Source organism: Duganella aceris (assembly GCF_011090165.1).
GTDB classification, from domain to species: domain Bacteria; phylum Pseudomonadota; class Gammaproteobacteria; order Burkholderiales; family Burkholderiaceae_D; genus Rugamonas; species Rugamonas aceris.
Map to the genome: position 1 here is coordinate 229,981 of NZ_JAADJT010000004.1, position 20,511 is coordinate 250,491.

Genomic DNA, 20,511 nt, shown 5'->3' on the forward strand with positions numbered 1-20,511 from the left:
GTCGGGTACTCACTTCTGGATCAAATATTCGGGGGAGATCATGGCCAGGTAGATCGCGATATAGACGCGATGATACCTGGCGGTCGTCTGGGCCTCGGCGGTGGTGCCGGCGGCCACCGGAATCGGGGTGGCGTTGATCGCGGCGATGATTTGCGCGCGTAACCCGGCCGACATATTGCCGTTCAATATTAATAAATTGATTCGATCCGCCAGCTTTTCCGGCTGGTTGGACAAGGACATCTCCGACACATAATTCGGCACCATGTCGCGCCCCCCGCCCATGCCATACGCAATAGCGATCTGCATGTAGTTCAGGTAGCCGATGATTTCCGGCTCGGACACCAGTTGCATTTCCGGCGCCACCTGGTTGGCGGTGGCGATCGGCGTATTCGGCGGGACGTAGCCTGGGCGGAAGAAATTAAACACCGACGGCGAGCGTAGCGGCGTTTGGCCCAGCGCGCTCAACGGATCGTCGGTATTGTCGATGTTGAAGTTGCCGGACAGCGAATTGACCTTGAACGCGCGCATCCAGTTGGCCAGACGCAGCACCGGCTCACGCACTTTTTCGCGTCCGCTGACACCCACGGCACGGGCTTCCGGATCCAGCAGGATGGCTTTGATCAAGGCTTTCATATCGCCCCGCACGCCGGCGCCGTTGTCGGCGAAGACTGCGGAGACCCGGGTAACATAAGCGCGACTCGGGTTGCTGGTGACTAAACGCTGAATCAACTGCTTGCCGATGAACGGACCCACATTGGGGTGCTGGAACAGGGTATCCAGAGCGACTTTCAAGTCCGCCTCGCCGGTGGTGGCGCCGCTGATGGTTTTCCCCAGGAAGCGTTTTTCAGACGTCGAATGGAACCATGGATAGTTCTGCATCGGTTTCCAGTCGCGGTCGGCGTCCGGTACGCCGCCGAGGAAGCGCGCCGTGCTCAGATCCGGACCGGCCCAGCTCCAGCCGGTGAATACCTTGGCCAGGCCGGCAACGTCGGCGGCGGTGTAAGTCTCCACTGGTTTGCCATTTACCAGCTTCGGCATCCCGTCGGGATTCAGTTGGTACAGACCGATGGTCATCAGTTGCATCACTTCGCGCGCGAAGTTTTCATCCGGTGTGCGGGTGTCGCTTTCCTTTTGATTGCGCAGGTAGCTCAGGTAGATGCCCATCATCGGGTGACGCGCCACCGATTCCAGCAATTGGCGGAAATTGCCGAAGGCTTGCTGGCCCAGCATATCGTAGTAGGCGGCCCCGCCGCGCGGGAAGGTTGCGACATTGCTGTCGAAGGAAATCACAAAGATTTGCGACAGGGCGAATTGGACGCGCTGGCGCAATTGGTCCGGTCCGGTCACCACCTGACGCCAGAACGAATTGTAGAAGGCCGGCGGTGTGACCTTCAAACCTGGCGCCAGCGTCGTGCGGAGTTGATCCAGGGCGATGCGGTGCAGCGATTGTGGCTTGCGGAACTGGGTGTCGAACCACGCTTCCGGGCCGATCGAGGCGACCTCGGCGATCGAACCTTCGGTGGGACCAAAGGTCGCCTGGGCCAGGAATTGAGAGGCGGCGGCCGGCGTCACGCCTGCCGAAACCGCTGCCGTCGTCGCGTCGCCGGTCGTTACCGAAGCGGCGGTGAGCGACGGCAATTCCGCAGCGAGCGAGCGGCCTCCCATCACCGTACGCGCGCTGGTTGCTGTGACGCTGTTGGTCTCGCCGTTGACGTCTGCGGGCGCGGTGGTGCCGCCGCAAGCACTGAGACCAAAAATCAGTACTGCATACATTAGGGTTGGAAACTTGAGCTGCATCAATAATTCCTCGTGGAATTTCAGAAGGCCCAATTTTATTGTGTAATGTTTTAAGATGAAATAACCGATTTCGTGAAGTTTGACAAGTTTGCTTTTTCGTCAATCAAATATGCAAAATTTAGGCGAAGAAGGCCGAATTTAGATGACAGTTCATTAGGGGAAACGAAAATTAATTTTTGATAATGTCGCGTTTACGCGTCAAATATCTTGTCATTGTATACTTTTCCGAGATTTTATTTGCTTATTTCTAAAATTAGGCTTAAGTAATTAGAGTTAGCTATAAGGTATTTTATTTGTGTTGATGATACTTTTTCTCAGCAAATTAAGATTGCAAAATGATAGCTTCGAATCGATTTTTGGTAAAAAATTGATTCCATAATGCAAAACGGCCCGGTCGAGTTACGACCGGGCCGCCTGTTGCTACGGTTTACTGCTTATTGCTTGACGCAATCAACAAAGTAGCCGCGCTTGCCGTCCACTTCGCGTTTGACCAGACCGTGCACGTCTGTCTCGAAGCCCGGGAAGCGCTCGTTGAAGTCGCGCGCGAAGCGCAGGTAGTCGACGATGGTCTTGTTGAAGCGCTCGCCCGGAATCAGCAGCGGAATGCCCGGTGGATACGGCGTCAGCAGGATCGAGGTGATGCGGCCTTCCAGCTCGTCGATGGCGACGCGCTCGATTTCGCGGTGCGCCATCTTGGCGAACGCGTCCGACGGCTTCATCGCCGGGATCATGTCCGACAGGTACATCTCGGTGGTCAGGCGCGCCACGTCGTAGGCTTTGTAGAAGTCATGGATCTGCTGGCACAGGTCGCGCAGGCCCATGCCTTCGTAGGTCGGGTTGGCGGCCGCGAATTCCGGCAGGATGCGCCACATCGGCTGGTTCTTGTCGTAGTCGTCCTTGAACTGCTGCAACGCGGTCAGCAGCGTGTTCCAGCGGCCCTTGGTGATGCCGATGGTGAACATGATGAAGAACGAGTACAGCCCGCACTTCTCGATGATCACGCCGTGCTCGGCCAGGTACTTGGTGACGATCGACGCCGGAATGCCGCTCTCGGCGAACTGGCCATCCAGCGACAGGCCAGGGTTGACGATGGTGGCCTTGATCGGGTCCAGCATGTTGAAGTTCGGCGCCAGGTTGCCGAAGCCGTGCCAGTCGTCCTCGGCCTTGATGATCCAGTCTTCGCGCGAGCCGATGCCTTCGTCGGAGAACTTGTCCGGTCCCCACACCTGGAACCACCAGTCCTTGCCCCATTCCTGGTCGATCTTCTTCATCGCGCGGCGGAAGTCCAGCGCTTCGAGGATCGATTCTTCCACCAGCGCGGTGCCGCCCGGCGCTTCCATCATCGCCGCCGCGACGTCGCACGAGGCGATGATCGAGTACTGCGGCGAGGTCGAGGTGTGCATCAAGTAGGCTTCATTGAATGCGTCGCGGTCCAGCTTGACAGTCTCCGATTCGCGCACCAGCACCTGCGAGGCCTGCGACAGGCCGGCGAGCAGCTTGTGGGTCGACTGGGTCGAGAAGATCATCGACTCCTTGGCGCGCGGACGGTCCTTGCCGATCGCGTGCATGTCCTTGTAGAAATCGTGGAAGGTGGCGTGCGGCAGCCAAGCTTCGTCGAAGTGCAGCGTGTCGATCTGGCCGTCCAGCATTTCGCGCAGCGTTTCCACGTTGTAGACCACGCCGTCGTAGGTCGACTGGGTGATGGTCAGGATGCGCGGCTTCTTGTTCTTGGCTTCGCGGGCGAACGGGTTCGCCTCGATTTTGCGCATGATGCTTTCCATCGTGAACTCTTCCAGCGGAATCGGACCGATGATGCCCAGGTGGTTGCGGGTCGGCATCAGGAACACCGGAATCGCGCCGCACATGATGATCGAGTGCAAGATCGACTTGTGGCAGTTGCGGTCGACCACGACGATGTCGCCCGGCGCCACGGTCGAGTGCCAGACCATCTTGTTCGAGGTCGAGGTGCCGTTGGTGACGAAGTAGCAGTGGTCGGCGTTGAAGATGCGCGCGGCGTTCCGTTCCGACGCGGCGACCGGGCCGGTGTGGTCGAGCAGCTGGCCGAGTTCCTCGACCGCATTGCAGACGTCGGCGCGCAGCATGTTCTCACCGAAGAACTGGTGGAACATCTGGCCGATCGGCGACTTCAGGAAGGCGACGCCGCCCGAGTGGCCCGGGCAGTGCCACGAGTACGAACCGTCGTTGGCGTAGTGCACCAGCGCGCGGAAGAACGGCGGCGACAGGCCGTCGAGATAGGACTTGGCTTCGCGGATGATGTGGCGCGCGACGAATTCCGGGGTGTCCTCGAACATGTGGATGAAGCCGTGCAGTTCGCGCAGGATATCGTTCGGGATATGGCGCGAGGTGCGGGTTTCGCCGTACAGGTAGATCGGGATGTCGGCGTTCTTGTAGCGGATCTCTTCGACGAAGGCGCGCAGCGATTTGAGCGCGGTGTCGGTTTCCTCGGCCGAACCGGCGCCGAATTCCTCATCGTCGATCGACAGCACGAAGGCCGACGCGCGCGATTGCTGCTGGGCGAACTGGGACAGGTCGCCGTAGCTGGTCACGCCCACCACTTCCATGCCTTCTTTTTCCATTGCATCGGCCAGTGCGCGTATGCCCAGGCCGGACGTGTTCTCGGAACGGAAATCCTCGTCGATGATGACGATGGGGAAACGAAATTTCATGCATGTCTCCAAAAAAGCAAGCCGCCCCTGACGGATTTGCAGGGGCGGACAGGGCGCGACCGGTTCGGTCGCAAAAAATAAGAACGGGATTCTCGCAGAAATAGGGCGGCTGCGGGAAAAAAATTATCCTAACAGAATGCATGCCGGACATGACGTCCGTATTACACGTTTTGCCGTTAGTGCAATGTTGTCGGGGCCTATTGGCCGCCGCCCAGCAACGCGCCGATCGGGTCGATGTGCAACCAGGCGAACACGCCCAGCGCGATGCCGACCGCCGCCACACCGTAGGCCAGGCCCATCATCCACTTCTTGCGGGTCAGCAGCGTGATCGCGGCCAGCGAGATCGCGATCTGCTCGGCGGTGGTGGCCAGCGCCCATTGATGGTGCTGATGCATGGCTTCGTCCGACTTGTGGTTCCACTCTTTGGACGATTCCTCCCACTTCTCGGCTTCCTTCTTGATGTCGTCCTTTTCGGTCTTGTAGCGCGCTACTTCCGGCTCGTAGCGCTTCGGATCGACGCCGGGCAAGGTCATCAGCAGCTCGGCCAGGTTTTGCTTGCTGGACTTGGCCTGGTAGTAGTTCCAGCTGTTGGCGGCCTGGGTCTTGTCGATGGCCGCGTTGTTTTTATAGAGCGCCGCGTCGTTCTGCGTCGCGCCGCCGAGGTAGCCGAAGGCCGCGCCGACCGTGGCCAGGATCGCCGTCATGACCGCGATGTTGTTGGAGAAACCGTCGCTGCCGTGTGCTGCGTGTTCGACCGCGTGATCGTGCGGTCCGTGTACGTGAAAACCGTCGCCTGACATAGTGGTGTTGAATCCTTGATGAAGTGGGTGAAGCTTAGGCCTTGCGGCGCAGTGTAACAAAAGCATAGCGCAAACCGGCGGTCTCCGACGTGTGCTGCTCGCGCCCGGTTTCCTGCCAGTCGGCGGCGTCGATCTCGGGGAAGAAAGCGTCGCAGTCGTAAGTGTGGGCGATTTCGGTGATAATCAACTGGTCGGCCAGCGGCAGCGACTGTTGGTAGATCTCGGCGCCGCCGATAATGTAGCCAGGCGCGCCGTCCAGCAGCGCGACGGCGGCCTCGACTGAGCAGACCGTCTCCACGCCGTCGTGGCGCCACTCGGCGTTGCGGGTGATGACGATGTTGCGCCGGTTCGGCAGCGGCCGGCCGATCGATTCAAAGGTCTTGCGGCCCATGACGATCGGGTTGCCGGTGGTCAAACGCTTGAAATGTGCGAGGTCTTCCGGCAGCTTCCACGGCAGGGTATTGTTGATGCCGATGCCGCGCTGGGCGTCGGTGGCGACGATAATGGTGAGCTGGCTCATTCGTGTATGTGTGATTTTTGTTTCCGGAAGCGCGCAATTATAAGTCTCTTTTTCGCGATTCCCACTTGAAACGCCCGATTACCGTATCATTTGATTAGTACCCTTATAGATTGAGTGTTTATGACGACTTTTAACAAAACCGGCAGCCGTGCAATTCCGTCGCTGCAAGCGACCGTAGAAGAATATATCGAGCCGCAAACCGGCGCCCGCCACATCCACCTGGCCAGCGATTCCGGCGAAATGGTGTTCCTGGTCGCCTTCCCGACGGTGCCCGATGTCAGCGACGGCCGTGCCCACATCCTGGAGCACCTGGCGCTGTGCGGCTCGCAACGCTATCCGGTGCGCGACCCGTTCTTCGCGATGATGCGCCGCTCCACCGCGACCTTCATGAACGCCTTCACCTACGCCGACCGCACCGTCTACCCGTTCGCCAGCACCGACAAGACGGACTTCCTGAACCTGCTGGACGTCTACCTCGACGCCACCTTCTTCCCGAACCTCGACTACCTGAACTTCCTGCAGGAAGGTTGGCGCCATGAGCTCAAGGACGGCAAGCTGACCTACCAGGGCGTGGTCTTCAACGAAATGAAGGGCGCCTTCAACGATCCGATCCGCGCCTTGTACAGCGGCGTCGAAAGCACGCTGCTGCAAGGGACCACCTACGAGGTGGAATCCGGCGGCGATCCGCTGGTGATCCCTGAACTGACGCACGCGATGCTGAAGGAATTCCACGCCAGTCACTACCATCCATCGCAAGCCGTGTTCATGACGGCCGGCGACATCAGCGCGGCCGAAGTGCAGGAGCAGATCGCCAAACGCGTGCTGTCCAAGCTGACCGGCACCGCGTCGCGCATGCTGCCCGAGCTGGCCGAAGGCTGGACCGCGCCGAAGGTCAACGAAGTCCGCATCCCGTCGCAAAAAGCCAAGGCCGACGAATACGGCCTGCAACTGACCTGGCTGATGGGCGAATCGGCCGACATGGAAGCGTATTACAACGCCTACCTGCTGTCGGCCGGCCTGCTGGGCGATTCGTCGTCGCCGCTGATGAAGGCGATGGAATCGGCCGGCTATGGCCGTCCCTCGCGCCTGAACGGGCATGACAACAGCCCGCGCCAGTTGATTTTCCACATCGGCATGGAAGGCTTGACCGAGCCGCAGATCGAGAAGGCGCGTGTGCGTCTGTGGGCCGCGCTGGAAAAAGCGGCGGTCGACGGCGTGCCGATCGAAGCGCTGCAAGCGGCGCTGCGCGACATCCGCTACACCCAGCGCGACACCGCCAGCGGCCGCATGCCGAACGCGCTGTCACGCCTGCTGCACGCGCTGCCGGTCGCCATGCGCGACGGCAGCGTGTTCGATTCGCTCGACAGCGACGCCGACCTGGCCAAGCTGGAGATCGCGATCCAGGATCCGGACTATTTCAAGGGCCTGGTGCGCTTCCTGCTCGAATCGCCGACACGCCTGACCACCAGCGTGGTGCCGGACGCCGAATACTTCACCGCGCGCGATGCGGTCGAGGAAGCGCAACTGGCGGCGCGTACCGCCGCGCTGAGCGACAGCGAACGCGCCCGCATCGAAGCCGATACTGCCGCGCTGGACAAGCACCAGAAGCTGCCGTCGAACTCCGAAGTGCTGCCGCGTATCCGTCCGGACGAACTGTCGCCGCAAGTCCGCGCCAGCCTGCCGCTGCCGCCGCATCAGGAAAACGGCATGGCCAAGATCCTGCCGTTCACCATCGCCTCCAACGGCCTGTCGTATGTGCGCGTTGCCTACGACGTCTCCGGCTTCGACGCCGCCGACTGGCCTTGGCTGCACCTTTACTCCGACCTGGCGTCGGAACTGGGTGTGGGCGATATGGACTACGAAGATGCGGACGCCTGGCGTCAGCGCATGGCGCCGTCGTTCAACATCGGCGTCGACGCGTCGCAGCAGCCGGATGGCGCGCTGCGGCTGGAGCTGTGGTTCGGCGCGAGCGGTCTGCGCGAGGAACACGCAGGCATCGCCGAACTGATTTCGCGCACCCTGGCCGAGACGCGCTTCGACGAACACGAACGCATGGCCTTCCTGATCGACAGCGATGTGCAGGACCGTCTGAACGGTCTGGCGCAATCGGGCAACCGCTACGCCATGCTGTCGGCCGCCGCGCCGCTGTCGCAGCTGCGCCGCTTCGAAGACATGACCGGCGGCACGGCATCGCTGCCGTTCGAGGGCCAGATTCTCAAGCAGAGCAAGACGCCGGAAGGCATCGCCGCCATCGCGGCGAAGCTGAGCGAGCTGCATCGCCGCATCACCGCGATCACGCCGACCGTGCTGTCGGCCGGCGCCGGCGATGATGGCAAGGAGCTGGGCGGCCTGCTGGTGCTGCCGGCGTCCGAGCCGGTGGCGCGCGCCGTGGCGCCCGCGCAAACCGAAGTGCCGTTGGAAAGCGCGGCGCTGCACGCGGTCAGCCAGATCAACCACTGCGTCGCCGCATGGCGCGCGCCGATGCTGCACGAGGAGGGCGCTGCTGCGCTGGCGGTCGCCGGCGAGTTGATGACCAACCAGCTGCTGCACACGGCGCTGCGTGAAAAGGGCGGTGCTTATGGCGGCAGCGCGGGCTACACGGGCAGCGCCGGCACCTTCGTGATGTCGTCGTACCGCGATCCGCGTCTGGCTGAAACCTACGCGGACTTCAACATGGCCATCGACCAGATGCTGGAGACGGAGTTTTCTCAGGAAGAATTGGAAGAGGCCATCCTCGGCGTCATCAAGGGCATGGACAAGCCGAACGCGCCGTACGACCAGGTGCTGCACGCATGGAGCCTGCACCAGCGCGGCGTGGACGACACGGTGCGTCAGCGCTTCCGTACCGATGCGCTGAACTGCACGCTGGAGAATATCCGCGCGGTGGTGCGTCAGTGGCTGAAGAACGGCAAGCCAAGCCGCGCCGCCTTCGCCGGCAACCTGACGCAGGATCTGTCGGGACTGAAGGGCGTCGACCTGCTGGAACTGGCCAACGCGGCTTGATCAAGCTTACTGGCCGTCGAAGAAATTTTTCAGATCGGCGGCCAATAGTTCCGGCACTTCCAGCGGGATCATGTGGCCTGTGCCTTCGTACAGGCGCAGGCTGGCATTGGGGAACAAGGGCTGCATCTCGGGCAGGATGGCCGGGTTGACCAGCTTGTCCTCATGCGCCCCGACCAGCAGCACCGGGCAGGTGATCTCGTGCAGGCGATCCATCACGTCGGGGCGGTTCATCGACGCGCGGAACTGCGTGATCAGCACGTCCTTGCCGAGGTCCAGCGCCATTTGCTGGATCAGATCGATGGTGTGCTGATCGTCCTTGTGCGTCGGATGCAGAATCTCGCGCAGCCGCATGCCGGACAGGCCGGCATACACGGTGCGCTCCAGCAGCGGGATGGTGCGCTCGCGCAGTTCCTTTTCCTTCTCGCTCAGGCCTTGCGCCGAACCGGCGATCAGCACCAGCGACTTGACGCGCTCAGGATGCGCCAGCGCGAACTCCAGCGCCATATACACACCCAACGAAAACGCCACGATATTGGCCTGCGGCGCGCAGTGATCGGACAGGATCTGCCGCATCTGCGGCCGGTCCTGCGCCATGTACAGCGGGACGTAATTGAATTCGAAGCCGTCGCCCAGCAGCGGCGTCAGGCGGGACCACATCCGGGCGTCGCATAGCGTGCCCGGGACCAGGTCGAGCCGCGTCATACTGCCATTGGCGCTGTGATCGGCGCGTGGTGCTCGTAGCCTTCCAGCGAAAAGTCGGATGGCTCGACCAGTTCCAGCCATTCGGGCTGGTACTTGCCGGTCTTGGCGAAGTCGGGGACGCGGTCGGAGATGCGGAACTGCGGGGCGGGGAACGGTTCGCGCTTCAGCTGTTCCTGCACCATGTCCATATGGTTTTCATAGATGTGCGCGTCACCGATGAAGTAGGTGAACCAGCGCGGCGTGTAGCCGGTCAGGCGGCCCACCAGGTGCATCAGCGCGGCGCCTTCGGCGAGGTTGAACGGTGTGCCCAGGCCCAGATCGTTGGAGCGGACGTAGAGGCACATCGACAATTCGCGCGTGGTTGGATTCGGGATGAACTGGTACAGCAGGTGACAGGCGGGCAGGGCGACCGCGTCCAGCACGGCCGGATTCCAGCCGTGGAACAGGATGCGGCGGCTGCCTGGGTTGCAGATAATCGTGTCGAGGCATTCGCGCAGTTGGTCGATTGCCTTGTAGAGCAGGACCTTCTTCACGCCGTCTTCTTCAAGCGGCGCGACCAGCGTGAAGCCGTTCTTTTGCGCGTCGGCGATCTGTGCGGCCTGGTCGGCGTCCAGGACTTTGTAGCCTGGCCATTGGCGCCATTGCACACCGTAGACCGGCCCCAGGTCGTCTTCACCGAGGCGGTAGGGGTTTTCCAGCCATTGCTTGTTTTCGTTGGCGTTCTGGTCCCATACTTTACAGCCCAGCGCGCGGAAGTCGGCGGCGCTGCGGGAGGCGCGCAGGAAGGCGCACAGTTCGCCGACGACGGATTTGAATGCCAGCTTCTTGGTCGTCACAGCAGGAAAACCTTTGGCCAGGTCGAAGCGCATCATCGCGCCTGGAACGCTCAGCGTGCGGATGCCGGTGCGGTTGTCCTGCCAGCTGCCGGTGTCGATGATGGTTTGGATCAGTTCCAGGTATTGCTGCATTCAGTTCTCCAACGTGGGGCATGGGCGGCGTGGCCCGCAAAGGTGACTATTTTAACAGGCGTCCGGCCGGCAGCGCAGAGCTAGCGGCGCGGGTCGATGGCCGCTGGCGCGGCGCGGCGGCTTGGCTGAGGCCTGGCCGCGGCCGCGCGACGGATCAGTGTGTCCGGGGTTGGCGTGTCGCCAGTTCAGCGCGGGCCTGGCTTGGCTTTGCGGGCGCCGCCTGGCTTGGCGGTGACCTTGCCGGCGGCGCGGGCCAGCGACTTGGCGCCGCGTCCACCGGTCACGACGACCGCGCCCTTCGGCGCAGCAGGTTTGCCGACACCGCCATAGATACGGCCGCCCGGTTTGCCTCCGCCACCGGAGCGCGCGCCGCCGGCGGGGCCGCCGGTTTTGACAGGCGGCTCCCAAGTGCCCAGCGACGCATCGCCGCCGGCTGGACGAGCGACCACGCCGCTGCTGGCCGGACGTGCGCCAGCCTTGCCGCCAGCTGAGCGCGCGACATCACCTGCCGTCGATCGCGCCGTCGCCTTGCCGCCAGCGGAGCGCGCGACATCACCAGCCGTCGACCGCGCCGTCGCCTTGCCGTCGGCGGAGCGCGCGGCATCACCAGCCGCCGACCGCGCCGTCGTCTTGCCGCCAGCGGAGCGCGGTGTCTCGCTTCCGGCCGACCGCGCGGCCGCTTTGCTGCCGGAGGAGCGGGGCGCTTCGCCGCCGGTCGGCCGCGTGGCGGCGTTCGTCGCGGTCGAGCGCTCGCCCGCGCTGCCGGCGGGGCCGGTGAATGGACGCTTCTTCTTGGCCGGCGCCTCGGCCGCCATTTTCTTGGCCAACGCGATGGCGACGCCTTTCGGGCCGGTCTCCGGCACGCGGTGATCGGCTTCGAATCCCGGTTCCTCCTGGCGCGCGATGACCTGACGCGTCAACGTCTCGATAGCCTTCAATATCTCGACTTCATCGGCGCACACCAGCGACACGGCCTCGCCCTCCATGCCCGCGCGGCCGGTGCGGCCGATGCGGTGAATGTAATCCTCGGCCACGGTCGGCAGATCGAAGTTGACCACCTGTGGCAACGCCTCGATATCCAGCCCGCGCGCCGCGACGTCGGTCGCGACCAACAGCTGCACCTCGGCGTTCTTGAACCGCGCCAGCGCCTTCAAGCGCGCCGGCTGCGTCTTGTCGCCATGGATCGAATCGGCCGAAATGCCATGCTCCTGCAAAGTCTTGACCAAGGTCTCGACGCCCTTGCGCGTCTTGACGAACACCAGCACTTGGCCCCAGCCCAGCTTCTTCAGCAGATGCAGCAGCAGCTCCGGCTTGCGCCGCTTGTCGGTCGGGATCAGCCACTGCTTGACGCTCTTGGTGGCCGTATTGCTGGCACTGACCTGAATCGACACCGGATCCTTCAGCATGCCGCCGGCAAGCTTGCGGATCTCATCCGAGAACGTCGCCGAGAACAGCAAGGTCTGACGCTGCTTCGGCATCGCCGCCAGCAGGATGTCCAGATCGCGCTCGAAGCCCAGGTCCAGCATGCGGTCGGCCTCGTCCAGCACCAGCGTTTGCAGCAGCGCGAAGCTGAGCGCGCCCTGGTCCAGCAGATCGATCAATCTCCCCGGCGTCGCGACCAGCACATCCAGACCTTTGCGCAGCTTGGCGATCTGCGGCTCGATCGGCACGCCGCCGTAGGCCACGGCCGATTTCAGCGGCAGATTGCCACCGTAGCTGCGGAAGCTCTCGTAAACCTGCTCGGCCAGCTCGCGCGTCGGCACCAGCACCAGACAACGCACCGCCTTCGGCTCGGTCACGCCGTCCATGGTCAGCCGCTGCAGGATCGGCAGCGCGAAACCGGCGGTCTTGCCGGTGCCGGTCTGCGCGGCAGCCATCACGTCGCGGCCCGCCAGCACTGCGGGAATGGCCTGCTTCTGGACGGGCGTGGGCTGCTTGTAGCCCAGGGTATCCAGGGTGCGCTGGATAGGATCGATCAGGCCGAGTGCTTGGAAAGTCATGATGTATGCCGTAAAACGTAAAAAGGGCGCAGTGTAGCCGGTTGCACCGGCTTGTGCGAATTAATTGGCGAGCGCCGCCGACCAGATGCCCAGGATCTCGCGCAGGCGCTGATCCGGGATGTTGAGCAGGTTGTCGCCGACGTACAGCTCCACCGAGCTGCGATTCTCAAGCGCCGCATGGCTGGCGCCGTTGAACAGCCAGACGCCGTGCCGCTCCGCAATCTGGTTGCGGATCTCCAGCGCGCGCTCGCGGCCGACCGGCAGGTGCAGGTGCAGCATGCTGGCCTGCGGCTTGGACGGATTCGGCGTCAGCAGCGGATAGTCGCGCAGCGTCTCGTACAGCCACTGCGTGCGTCGGAAGTAGGCCGGCATCGCGGCCAGCCGCGCGTCGAACTGCATCGCCGCCGCGACCACATACGGCGTGCGCTGGTAGACGTTGCCGCCCTGGCGGCGGAACCACTCCTGCGCCTTGGCGACGAAGGCCTCGGTGCCCAGCAGCATGGCGCCGCCCATGCCGCCGATGCCTTTGTATAGCGAGACGTAGACCGAGTCGAAGCCCGCTGCGATCTCGCTCGCCGGACGTTGATACGCGGCGGCGGTTTCCCACAAGCGTGCGCCGTCCAGATGCAAATGGATGGACTGCTCGCGGCAGTAGTCCTTGATCTCGGCCAGTTCGTCCCAGCTCGGGCAACGCCCGCCGATTTCGCGCATCGGCAGTTCCAGCGTGGCGGCGCCCAGTTGGTCCGGGATGCCTTTCAGGTCGTCCAGGGTCCAGGGACGGTGCTGGTCGCCGATTTGCAGCGCCTGGAAATGATCGAACAACTGATGATTGCCACGCTCGTGACGCAGGATGTGCGAGGTCGGATGCAGCGCCACCAGCTTGCTGCCGCGCTCCGCGCAGGCGATGCGCAGCGCGGTCGCTTGCGTCATGGTGCCGGTGATGCAGAACAGCGCCGACTCGAAGCCGAGCAGCTTTGCGACTTTCTGTTCGAAATCCTGTATCAGCGCGCCGCTGCCGTACGTGTCGTGCACCACGCCATTGGCCTCGCACCACGCCGCCATCGCCGCGAACAACTGCGCTGGCGAGGGCTGGCGGTGGCCAGGAAGGTGGGTTGTGCAGCTAAGCCGCAGTTCGGCATCGGTCAAAGCGGTCTCCTGAAAGGGAGAATGTTACCACTTCACCCCGGATCGGCGCGGAATCCGGCCTTGCGATAGTGCTCGTCGTAGTCCGGCGACAAGGTGCCCATCATGCGGTCCCAGAACAGGAAGTACCAGCTGAAGTTGTAGCGCGCCTTGGCGTGATGCAGATTGTGGGCGGTCGAAGTATTGATCCAGCGGCCGAGCCAGTGCCGCGACATCGAACGCGGAAACAGCTCGTAACCAAGGTGCGTGTACACCGCATAGATGGTGTTGATGGTCGTGAAGATGATCAAGGCCCAGCCGGTAATCGGCAGTATCAGCAGGATCAACACGCCGGAGCCGCTGTCCACGATCGCCTCCAGCGGATTCAGTGAATAGGTGGACCACGGATTGGTATTGGTAGAGCGATGATGCGTGCGGTGGAACCAGCGGAACAGGCGGCGGTGATGCATAAGCCGGTGCGTCCAGTAAAAATAGGTGTCCTGAATGATCATCGCCAGCAGGATGCTGAGGAAAAAATACGGCCACCCGTATTCGGCGATGCGTGGATAGAAGTGCGTGTATTGGCCGAGGCCGAGCAGGAACAGGATGGGCAGGAAGCTGGAGAACACGGCGACGCTGCCGACCGACACCAGCAGCTCGCGGCGTATCTGCGGCGCCTCGACCTTTTTGGTCTGAAGCGGCCGGCGCTGACCGGGCCGTGCGCGCCACCATGACCACAACAAGAAAAAGACGCCGGCGATGACCACATAGTACAAAGTGGTGCGCTCAAGATTGAAGAGCATGTTGCGGAGCAGGTTGTCGGACATGGCGTCTACCGAATGTGGTGAGACGCCATGTTAAAGCCAGCGGGTGCCGGCTGTGCTTATGAAATGATTAATGCTCGACGTGGACGTTGTGGAACTGCAGCGCGGCCAGGTTGGCGTAGATGCCGCCCAGCGCCACCAGCGACGAGTGGGTGCCGGTTTCGACGATCTTGCCGTCTTCCATGACGATGATGCGGTCGGCGCGCTGCACCGTCGCCAGGCGGTGCGCGATGATGACGGTGGTACGGCCGACCATCGCCGCCTCCAGCGCCTTTTGCACCAGGCGTTCCGATTCCGCGTCCAGTGCGCTGGTGGCTTCGTCCAGCAACAACAGCGGCGGATTCTTCAACAGCGCGCGCGCGATGGCGATGCGCTGGCGCTGTCCGCCGGACAGGCGCACGCCGCGCTCGCCGAGGAAGGATTTGTAACCCTGCGGCAGGCGTTCGATGAATTCGTGGGCGGCGGCCAGCTTGGCTGCCTGGATCACTTCCTCGTCGCTGGCGCCGGCGCGGCCGTAGCGGATGTTTTCCATCGCGTCGGCCGAGAAGATCACCGTATCCTGCGGCACGATGCCGATGGCGTCGCGCAGCGTGTGCAGGTCGAGTTGCGTGATGTCGACGCCATCGAGCTTGATACTGCCGCTTTGCGGATCGTAGAAGCGCAGGAACAGCTGGAACAGCGTGGTCTTGCCGGCGCCCGAAGGGCCGACCACGGCCACGGTTTCACCCGGCTTGATCTCCAGGGACAGATGGCCCAGCGCCGACGTCTCGGGACGCGAAGGATACGAGAAGGTGACGTCGTGCAGGCTCAAGGCCGCGCCGTTGGCGGCGCGCGGCGGCAGCGCCAACGGCGCAGCCGGCGATTGAATCGACGATTTGACCGACATCAGCTCCAGCAGGCGCTCGGTGGCGCCTGCGGCGCGCTGCGCTTCGCCCATCACTTCGGACAGCGCGCCGATGGCGCCCGCCACGATGGAGGCGTACAGAATGAACTGGCCAAGGTCGCCGCCGGTCATGTCGCCGGACAGCACCGCGTGCGCGCCCAGCCACAGCACGAAGACGATGGTGCCGAACACCAGCACGATGGCGATCATGGTCAGCAGCGCGCGGGCGCGGATTCGGCGCATCGCGGTCTGGAACGCGCCTTCGACCGAGCCGCCGAAGCGCGACGATTCGATGTGCTCGTGCGTGAAAGCCTGCACGGTCGGCATGGCGTTGAGGATTTCGCCTGCCATGGCCGAGGCGTCGGCGATGCGGTCCTGCGAATCGCGCGACAGCTTGCGCACGCGGCGGCCGAACATCACGATCGGCAGCACGGTCAGGATCAGCAGGCCGATGATGATGGCCGACAGCTTGGGGCTGGTCACGAACAGCATCACCAGGCCGCCGAGGAACAGCAGCACGTTACGCAGCGCCATCGAGATGCTGGTGCCGACCACCGCCTGGATCAAGGTGGTGTCGGTGGTGATGCGCGACAGGACCTCGCCGGTCTGCGTGGTCTCGAAGAACTCGGGGCTCTGTGTGACGACGTGTTTGTACACCGCGCTGCGGATGTCGGCGGTGACGCGTTCGCCGAGCCAGGAGACGGTGTAGAAGCGCGCCGCCGTCGCCAGCGCCAGCACCGTGGCCACGGCGAACAGCGCCAGGAACACCAGGTCGACATGCTTGATGCTCTTGGCGCCGTTGCCGCCGAAGCCCAGGTCGATCATCTGCTTGAAGGCGGCGGGAATGGCCAGCGTGGCGCAGGCGGCCACCACCAGCGCGATGGCGGCCATGACGAACTGGCGCTTGTATGGCAACAGAAACGGCGTCAGGCCGCGCAAGGTGGCGAGGCTGCCTTTCTTTAATTCGCGGGCGGTGGTCGGTGCTGCGGTGGACTGCTTGCTGGCGGTGGTGCTGTTGGTCATTGTGTGGCTGCGGTTTCGGTAAGTATGCTGTGTAGACGATTGGTAAGGCTTTATATTGTTTTTACAGTTCCATCGGTCGAACATATCCCGTCATTTCCAGGTAGGCGCGGCCGGCGGGCTTACCATCCCGGCTCAGCGTCACCGCGCCTTCCCAATACACCGCGCCCGTCGATCGGCGCGAATCGAGCTCCTGATCATCCTGCAACGGCACGATCTCCCAGACGGCATCGCCAGTGGAGAGTCGGGTCGCGACCGGATACTCGGCATTGGTGCGCGGCGAACGCCACCGGCGCTGCGGGCTGAAACTGACCTGGTCCGGCGAATACTGCGTGATTCTACCGGATGCGTCGCGCCATGTCGCGTGGGCCCATAGTTTAGCACCGGCCTTGTCGCGGACCTGGAAAGCCATCAGCGCGCCGCCGTCGGCCAGATTGGCGCCGATCCAGTCCCACCCCGATGCGTCGGGATCGAGGGCCTGACTGGACCATTCGTGATCCAGCCAAGCGGCGCCCGTCACGGCGACGGCCTTGCCGGCGCGGGTGACGGTGCCGCTGGCCGTCAGTTGCGGCTCGCTGTAGTAATAACTGCTCTGCGCCGGTTGCGGTCCCTTGCGCGAGTAGCCGCGCTCACCTTGCAGCAGCTTGGGTTGCGACGATGTCAGCTTGATATCGAAGGAGAAGCTGGCGGCGTCGACGCGGATGGCGTAGCCGCCGTCGGCGCCGCGCACCATGCGCCAGTCTTCCAGCTTGACGTCGGTGTCGCCGACCTTTGCGTAGGACAGGCCGAAGCCTTCGCGCGCGTTGCGCTGGTCGTGCAGCAGCTTGCCGTTCGCCGGGTCGGACAGCGCGGCGTGGCCGACGATCAGCTGCTTGGGGGCGAACTGGCTTGGGTTGGCGCGGTCATGGCCGGTGGCGCTGCGGAAGAAGGTGACCTGGAATCCCAGCGGCTTGCCGTCCGGTGTGTTGAGCCAGCCGGTGACGTACCACCATTCGGTCTTGTAGTCGGGATGGGCGCCGTAGTCGGCCGGGAAGCGCAGCGCGGCGTCGGGCGGCAGCGGCGTGACCGGCTTGAATTCCGGCGCGGCGGCGCGCGCCGTCCCCGCCAGCAAAGGCAGCGCGAGCATGGCCCAGGCGAACAACCGTTTGAACATTACCAGTCCTCCCTGACTGCGCGTATCGGTCCGCCGGATAGCGACTGGCGCCCGGCCAGCAGCGCGGTCAGCGCGGCGGCGGCCAGCAGCAGGCCGGCCACGGTTGCCAGCAGCGGCCAGGGCAGGTGCAGTTGCATGGTCCAGTGGAAGGACTGCGGATTGACGACAAAAACCAGTATCAGGCTGATGACCCAGCCCAGCGCGAAGCCGGTGGCGATGCCGAGGCCCGTCAACGCGCCGCCCTCGATCGCCAGTATCGACAGGATCTGGCGGCGCGTGACGCCGACGTGGCGCAGCATGCCGAACTCCTTGGCGCGCGCCAGCGTCTGCGCCGAGAACGTCGCCGCCACGCCGAACAAGCCGATGATGATGGCGATCGCCTCCAACAGATAGGTGATGGCGAAGCTGCGGTCGAACACCTTCATGCTCATGACACGGATCTCGGACGGCACGCTGGCGTCCAGCGCGGCGGCGAACGGCAACTGTTTCAAGGCTTGTTGCGTGTCTTCGGCCTTGGCGCCCGGCTTGAGCGTCAGCGCGACGCCGCTGGCATCGTTGTCGCCGGTGATGGCGCGGTAGTCGCTCAGGCGCATCTGGATGGTGCCGGTCGGCCGCGCGTAATCACGCCACACGCCTGCCACCTGGAACGCATGCAAGGCGCCGTTCAACGGCAACGCGATGCGCTTGCCGACATGCATATCGTACAGATCGACCATCGCTTCCGAGACCCACACCGGCGCCGGCGCGCCGGGTGCGGGCGGCTTGACGTCGCCGACGATGGCCAGCGTGCGGCCCGGATCGGCGGCATCGATGTTGCGCGCCATGAGCATCACCGGCGGCCGGGCGGACGCCAGCGAAACGGATCGGGTGCGCAGGAAGTCGACGCCGGCCACGCCGGGCAGGGCGGCGATGGCGGCCTGCTCTTGCGGATGCAGGCCGGCGGTGGCGCCGCCGCTGGCGGTGCTGACATAGATGTCGGCCGGCAGGATGCGCAGCAGCCAGTCGTCCAGCGAGACGCGGAAGCTGGCGACCATGATCGCCATCGCCACCATCAGGCTGAAGCTGGACAGCACGCCGCCCAGCGCGATGCCGGCCTGGCTGGAGGCGTTGGCCAGCCGCGCCAGAGTGAGCGTCAGCACCGGCGAAGCAACCGGCTTGTCGGCGGTGGCGGCGCTCCAGCGCCGGTGCGCGTAGCGGAACACGATGGCGGCCAGGCGCGGCATCAGCGAAATGGCGCCGATCAGCAGCAACGCGATCGACAAATAGCCGAACAGCGGCAGTTCGAATATCGGCGGCGCCTGCGACAACAGCGCGGCCAGCGAGATGCAGATCAGCGACGGCCAGGCCTTGGCCAGGCGCGACATCGCCGCCTCCTCGGTGCCCGACTTGAGCGCCACCGCAGGCTTGGCGCGCGCCGCGTCCAGCGCCGGCGCGGCGCAACCCAGCAGCGCGACGGCGACGCCGAGCACGAAGTAGACGGCGGCGGCGACCGGCGTGAAGCGCACAGTCGGCTGCACGCCGGAGAAGAATCCGGCGCCCAAATCCGCGCCCATGAAATGCAGTGCGGCGGCCGCCATGCCGTAGCCGGCGGCGATGCCGATGGCCGAACCGGCGATGCCGAGGGCCAGGCCTTCGATCAGGATCTGGCGCAGCAGGCGGTGGCGGTCCATGCCCAGCACGCGCAGCAGCGCGAACTGGCTGCGACGGCGGATCACCGACAGCGCCTGCGTCGAGAACACCAGGAAGGCGCCGGTGAACAGCGCCACCAGCGCCAGCACGGTCAGGTTGACGCGGTAGGCGCGGCTCATGCCTTCGTTGCTGCTGTTCTGTTCCTCGTCGTTGGGCTGGTTGACGCGGAAGCGGCCCGGATAGTCGCGCTGCAGCTGCTGCTCCAGCTGCGCCTTGAAAGCGTCGCGATTGACGCCGTCACGCAGCTTGATGTCGATGCGGGACAGCTTGCCCAGCTTGTCGAAGCGCCATTGCGTCGCGCCCAGGTCCATCACGCCGATGCGCTGGCCGGCGCGGGCGCGTTGCAGCGAGCCGGCCACGCGCAGCTGCAAGGCATGGGTGCCGACTTGCAGCGTCAGCGTGCCGGCGTCGGGCTTCAGCCATTGTTGCGCGGCCGGCGACAGGAACAGCGTGTCGTCGGCCAGCGTATCGCCCACGTTGTCGCCGGCCGGCACGCCGATCAGGTCGGGCGAGATGTAGCCGGCGCGGAAGACGTCGATGCCGATGATCTTCAGCGCGGTGCGCTGGCCGGGCACCGAGGCGTCGAACTCCAGCACCGGCGAGGCCACCGCCACGCCGTCGCGCTGCGCCAGCATCGGATAGACCGCCTCGTCGAAGAAGGGTTCGGTGCCGCGCACCTGTACGTCGGCCACGCCGGACAGGCCTTTGATGGCCGAGGAAAATTCGTTGAAGGCCGCCGCGTTAATCAGGTGGATGGCGAAACCGAGCGAGATGCCGACCGCGATGGCGGCAATCGCCACCAGCGCGCGCACCGGATGCGCGCGCCATTCTCCCAGCAGCAGCCAGCGTGAAAGACGCCGCATCGAGGCGGCCGGCGCTGCGGGGATGGGATGGGACATCAGCGCGGACACTCCAGCGCCATCGCTTCGCCGGCGCGGCGGGCCTTGAGTCGGGCCGGATCGGCGGCCTTGCCGGTGGCGCTGCGGGCGTCTTCGTCGGCCCAGCGCTTGTTCAGCTGCAGTTTCGCGCACTTCTTGCGCTGCACGGCGGCGGCGCGGCTGGCGGCCGCATCTTCGCGCTCGTCTTTTTCCTGGCGTTTGAGGCGCGACTTTTCCAGCGTGTCGGCCTGTTTCTTTTGCTGGCGCAGCGATTTGATGGCTTCCGGATCGGCGGCCGGCGCGGCGGGAACGTCAAGCACGGCGCGTGCGGCGGTGCCTTCGGGGCAGGGCTGGTCGCTGTAACTGACCTTGCCGTCGAGCGTGCATTTGTGGACGGTCTGGGCGTGCGCGGCCAGCGTGGCGGTGCACAGTACGACAACAGCGCAGGTTTTCATCTCGGCCTCA

Annotated in this window: 13 protein-coding genes and 1 pseudogene; 1 reads left to right on the forward strand and 13 read right to left on the reverse strand. The window is 64.2% G+C overall.

Annotated elements, in window-relative coordinates; all coding sequences use genetic code 11:
• Nucleotides 1-9: 9 nt before the first annotated feature.
• From GW587_RS10625 to GW587_RS10640, 4 genes are all read right to left on the reverse strand, one after another.
• On the reverse strand, nt 10-1,773 hold the full coding sequence (locus tag GW587_RS10625) for a DUF1800 domain-containing protein (protein WP_166102167.1): 1,764 nt from the start codon (nt 1,771-1,773) through the stop codon (nt 10-12).
• A gap of 458 nt (nt 1,774-2,231) precedes the next feature.
• Nucleotides 2,232-4,484, reverse strand: coding sequence for an arginine/lysine/ornithine decarboxylase (locus GW587_RS10630; protein WP_166102170.1), 2,253 nt, complete (start codon nt 4,482-4,484; stop codon nt 2,232-2,234).
• A gap of 197 nt (nt 4,485-4,681) precedes the next feature.
• On the reverse strand, nt 4,682-5,284 hold the full coding sequence (locus GW587_RS10635; RefSeq protein WP_166102171.1) for a DUF4337 domain-containing protein: 603 nt from the start codon (nt 5,282-5,284) through the stop codon (nt 4,682-4,684).
• A 34-nt stretch (nt 5,285-5,318) separates the two neighbouring features.
• Nucleotides 5,319-5,804, reverse strand: coding sequence for a dihydrofolate reductase (locus GW587_RS10640; protein WP_166102174.1), 486 nt, complete (start codon nt 5,802-5,804; stop codon nt 5,319-5,321).
• Between the two features lie 120 nt (nt 5,805-5,924).
• On the opposite strand from GW587_RS10640, the gene GW587_RS10645 reads away from it, so the two are divergent.
• Nucleotides 5,925-8,807 (forward strand): insulinase family protein, encoded by a 2,883-nt coding sequence (locus GW587_RS10645; protein ID WP_166102176.1) that lies wholly within the window; start codon nt 5,925-5,927, stop codon nt 8,805-8,807.
• A 6-nt stretch (nt 8,808-8,813) separates the two neighbouring features.
• Here the strand turns inward: GW587_RS10645 and GW587_RS10650 are convergent, their stop codons facing one another.
• The 9 genes and pseudogenes from GW587_RS10650 to GW587_RS10690 form a co-directional block, all read right to left on the reverse strand.
• Nucleotides 8,814-9,509 (reverse strand): alpha/beta fold hydrolase, encoded by a 696-nt coding sequence (locus GW587_RS10650; RefSeq protein ID WP_166102178.1) that lies wholly within the window; start codon nt 9,507-9,509, stop codon nt 8,814-8,816.
• Nucleotides 9,506-10,477 carry a thymidylate synthase gene (locus GW587_RS10655; RefSeq protein ID WP_166102181.1) on the reverse strand — a complete coding sequence of 324 codons (972 nt, stop codon included), beginning with the start codon at nt 10,475-10,477 and terminating at the stop codon, nt 9,506-9,508. Before GW587_RS10655 ends, GW587_RS10650 begins: the two co-directional genes overlap by 4 nt.
• 578 nt (nt 10,478-11,055) lie before the next feature.
• Nucleotides 11,056-12,477, reverse strand: a pseudogene (locus GW587_RS10660) (DEAD/DEAH box helicase); the annotation flags it as partial.
• 60 nt (nt 12,478-12,537) lie between these two features.
• Entirely contained in the window at nt 12,538-13,623 is a 1,086-nt protein-coding gene (locus GW587_RS10665) for a threonine aldolase family protein (protein WP_207393428.1), read from the reverse strand.
• Between the two features lie 32 nt (nt 13,624-13,655).
• Entirely contained in the window at nt 13,656-14,426 is a 771-nt protein-coding gene (locus GW587_RS10670) for a sterol desaturase family protein (protein ID WP_166102183.1), read from the reverse strand.
• Nucleotides 14,427-14,493: 67 nt separating this feature from the next.
• The gene (locus tag GW587_RS10675) at nt 14,494-16,329 is read right to left on the reverse strand and encodes an ABC transporter transmembrane domain-containing protein (RefSeq protein WP_166102185.1); all 1,836 of its coding nucleotides are present in this window, start codon (nt 16,327-16,329) and stop codon (nt 14,494-14,496) included.
• Nucleotides 16,330-16,390: 61 nt separating this feature from the next.
• Nucleotides 16,391-17,479 carry a lipocalin-like domain-containing protein gene (locus GW587_RS10680; protein ID WP_166102186.1) on the reverse strand — a complete coding sequence of 363 codons (1,089 nt, stop codon included), beginning with the start codon at nt 17,477-17,479 and terminating at the stop codon, nt 16,391-16,393.
• The gene (locus tag GW587_RS10685; RefSeq protein WP_229259389.1) at nt 17,479-20,067 is read right to left on the reverse strand and encodes an FtsX-like permease family protein; all 2,589 of its coding nucleotides are present in this window, start codon (nt 20,065-20,067) and stop codon (nt 17,479-17,481) included. Before GW587_RS10685 ends, GW587_RS10680 begins: the two co-directional genes overlap by 1 nt.
• On the reverse strand, nt 20,067-20,501 hold the full coding sequence (locus GW587_RS10690) for a DUF4124 domain-containing protein (RefSeq protein WP_166102189.1): 435 nt from the start codon (nt 20,499-20,501) through the stop codon (nt 20,067-20,069). Before GW587_RS10690 ends, GW587_RS10685 begins: the two co-directional genes overlap by 1 nt.
• Between the last annotated feature and the right edge of the window lie 10 nt (nt 20,502-20,511).

What these genes read in the sequence shown, in the direction of transcription:
- GW587_RS10630 (WP_166102170.1), bottom strand. Translation starts at nt 4,484, where the DNA reads ATGAAATTTCGTTTCCCCATCGTCATCATCGACGAGGATTTCCGTTCC.
- GW587_RS10680 (WP_166102186.1), bottom strand. Translation starts at nt 17,479, where the DNA reads ATGTTCAAACGGTTGTTCGCCTGGGCCATGCTCGCGCTGCCTTTGCTG.
- GW587_RS10685 (WP_229259389.1), bottom strand. Translation starts at nt 20,067, where the DNA reads ATGTCCCATCCCATCCCCGCAGCGCCGGCCGCCTCGATGCGGCGTCTT.
- GW587_RS10640 (WP_166102174.1), bottom strand. Translation starts at nt 5,804, where the DNA reads ATGAGCCAGCTCACCATTATCGTCGCCACCGACGCCCAGCGCGGCATC.
- GW587_RS10675 (WP_166102185.1), bottom strand. Translation starts at nt 16,329, where the DNA reads ATGACCAACAGCACCACCGCCAGCAAGCAGTCCACCGCAGCACCGACC.
- GW587_RS10635 (WP_166102171.1), bottom strand. Translation starts at nt 5,284, where the DNA reads ATGTCAGGCGACGGTTTTCACGTACACGGACCGCACGATCACGCGGTC.
- GW587_RS10645 (WP_166102176.1), top strand. Translation starts at nt 5,925, where the DNA reads ATGACGACTTTTAACAAAACCGGCAGCCGTGCAATTCCGTCGCTGCAA.
- GW587_RS10625 (WP_166102167.1), bottom strand. Translation starts at nt 1,773, where the DNA reads ATGTATGCAGTACTGATTTTTGGTCTCAGTGCTTGCGGCGGCACCACC.
- GW587_RS10650 (WP_166102178.1), bottom strand. Translation starts at nt 9,509, where the DNA reads ATGACGCGGCTCGACCTGGTCCCGGGCACGCTATGCGACGCCCGGATG.
- GW587_RS10655 (WP_166102181.1), bottom strand. Translation starts at nt 10,477, where the DNA reads ATGCAGCAATACCTGGAACTGATCCAAACCATCATCGACACCGGCAGC.
- GW587_RS10690 (WP_166102189.1), bottom strand. Translation starts at nt 20,501, where the DNA reads ATGAAAACCTGCGCTGTTGTCGTACTGTGCACCGCCACGCTGGCCGCG.
- GW587_RS10670 (WP_166102183.1), bottom strand. Translation starts at nt 14,426, where the DNA reads ATGTCCGACAACCTGCTCCGCAACATGCTCTTCAATCTTGAGCGCACC.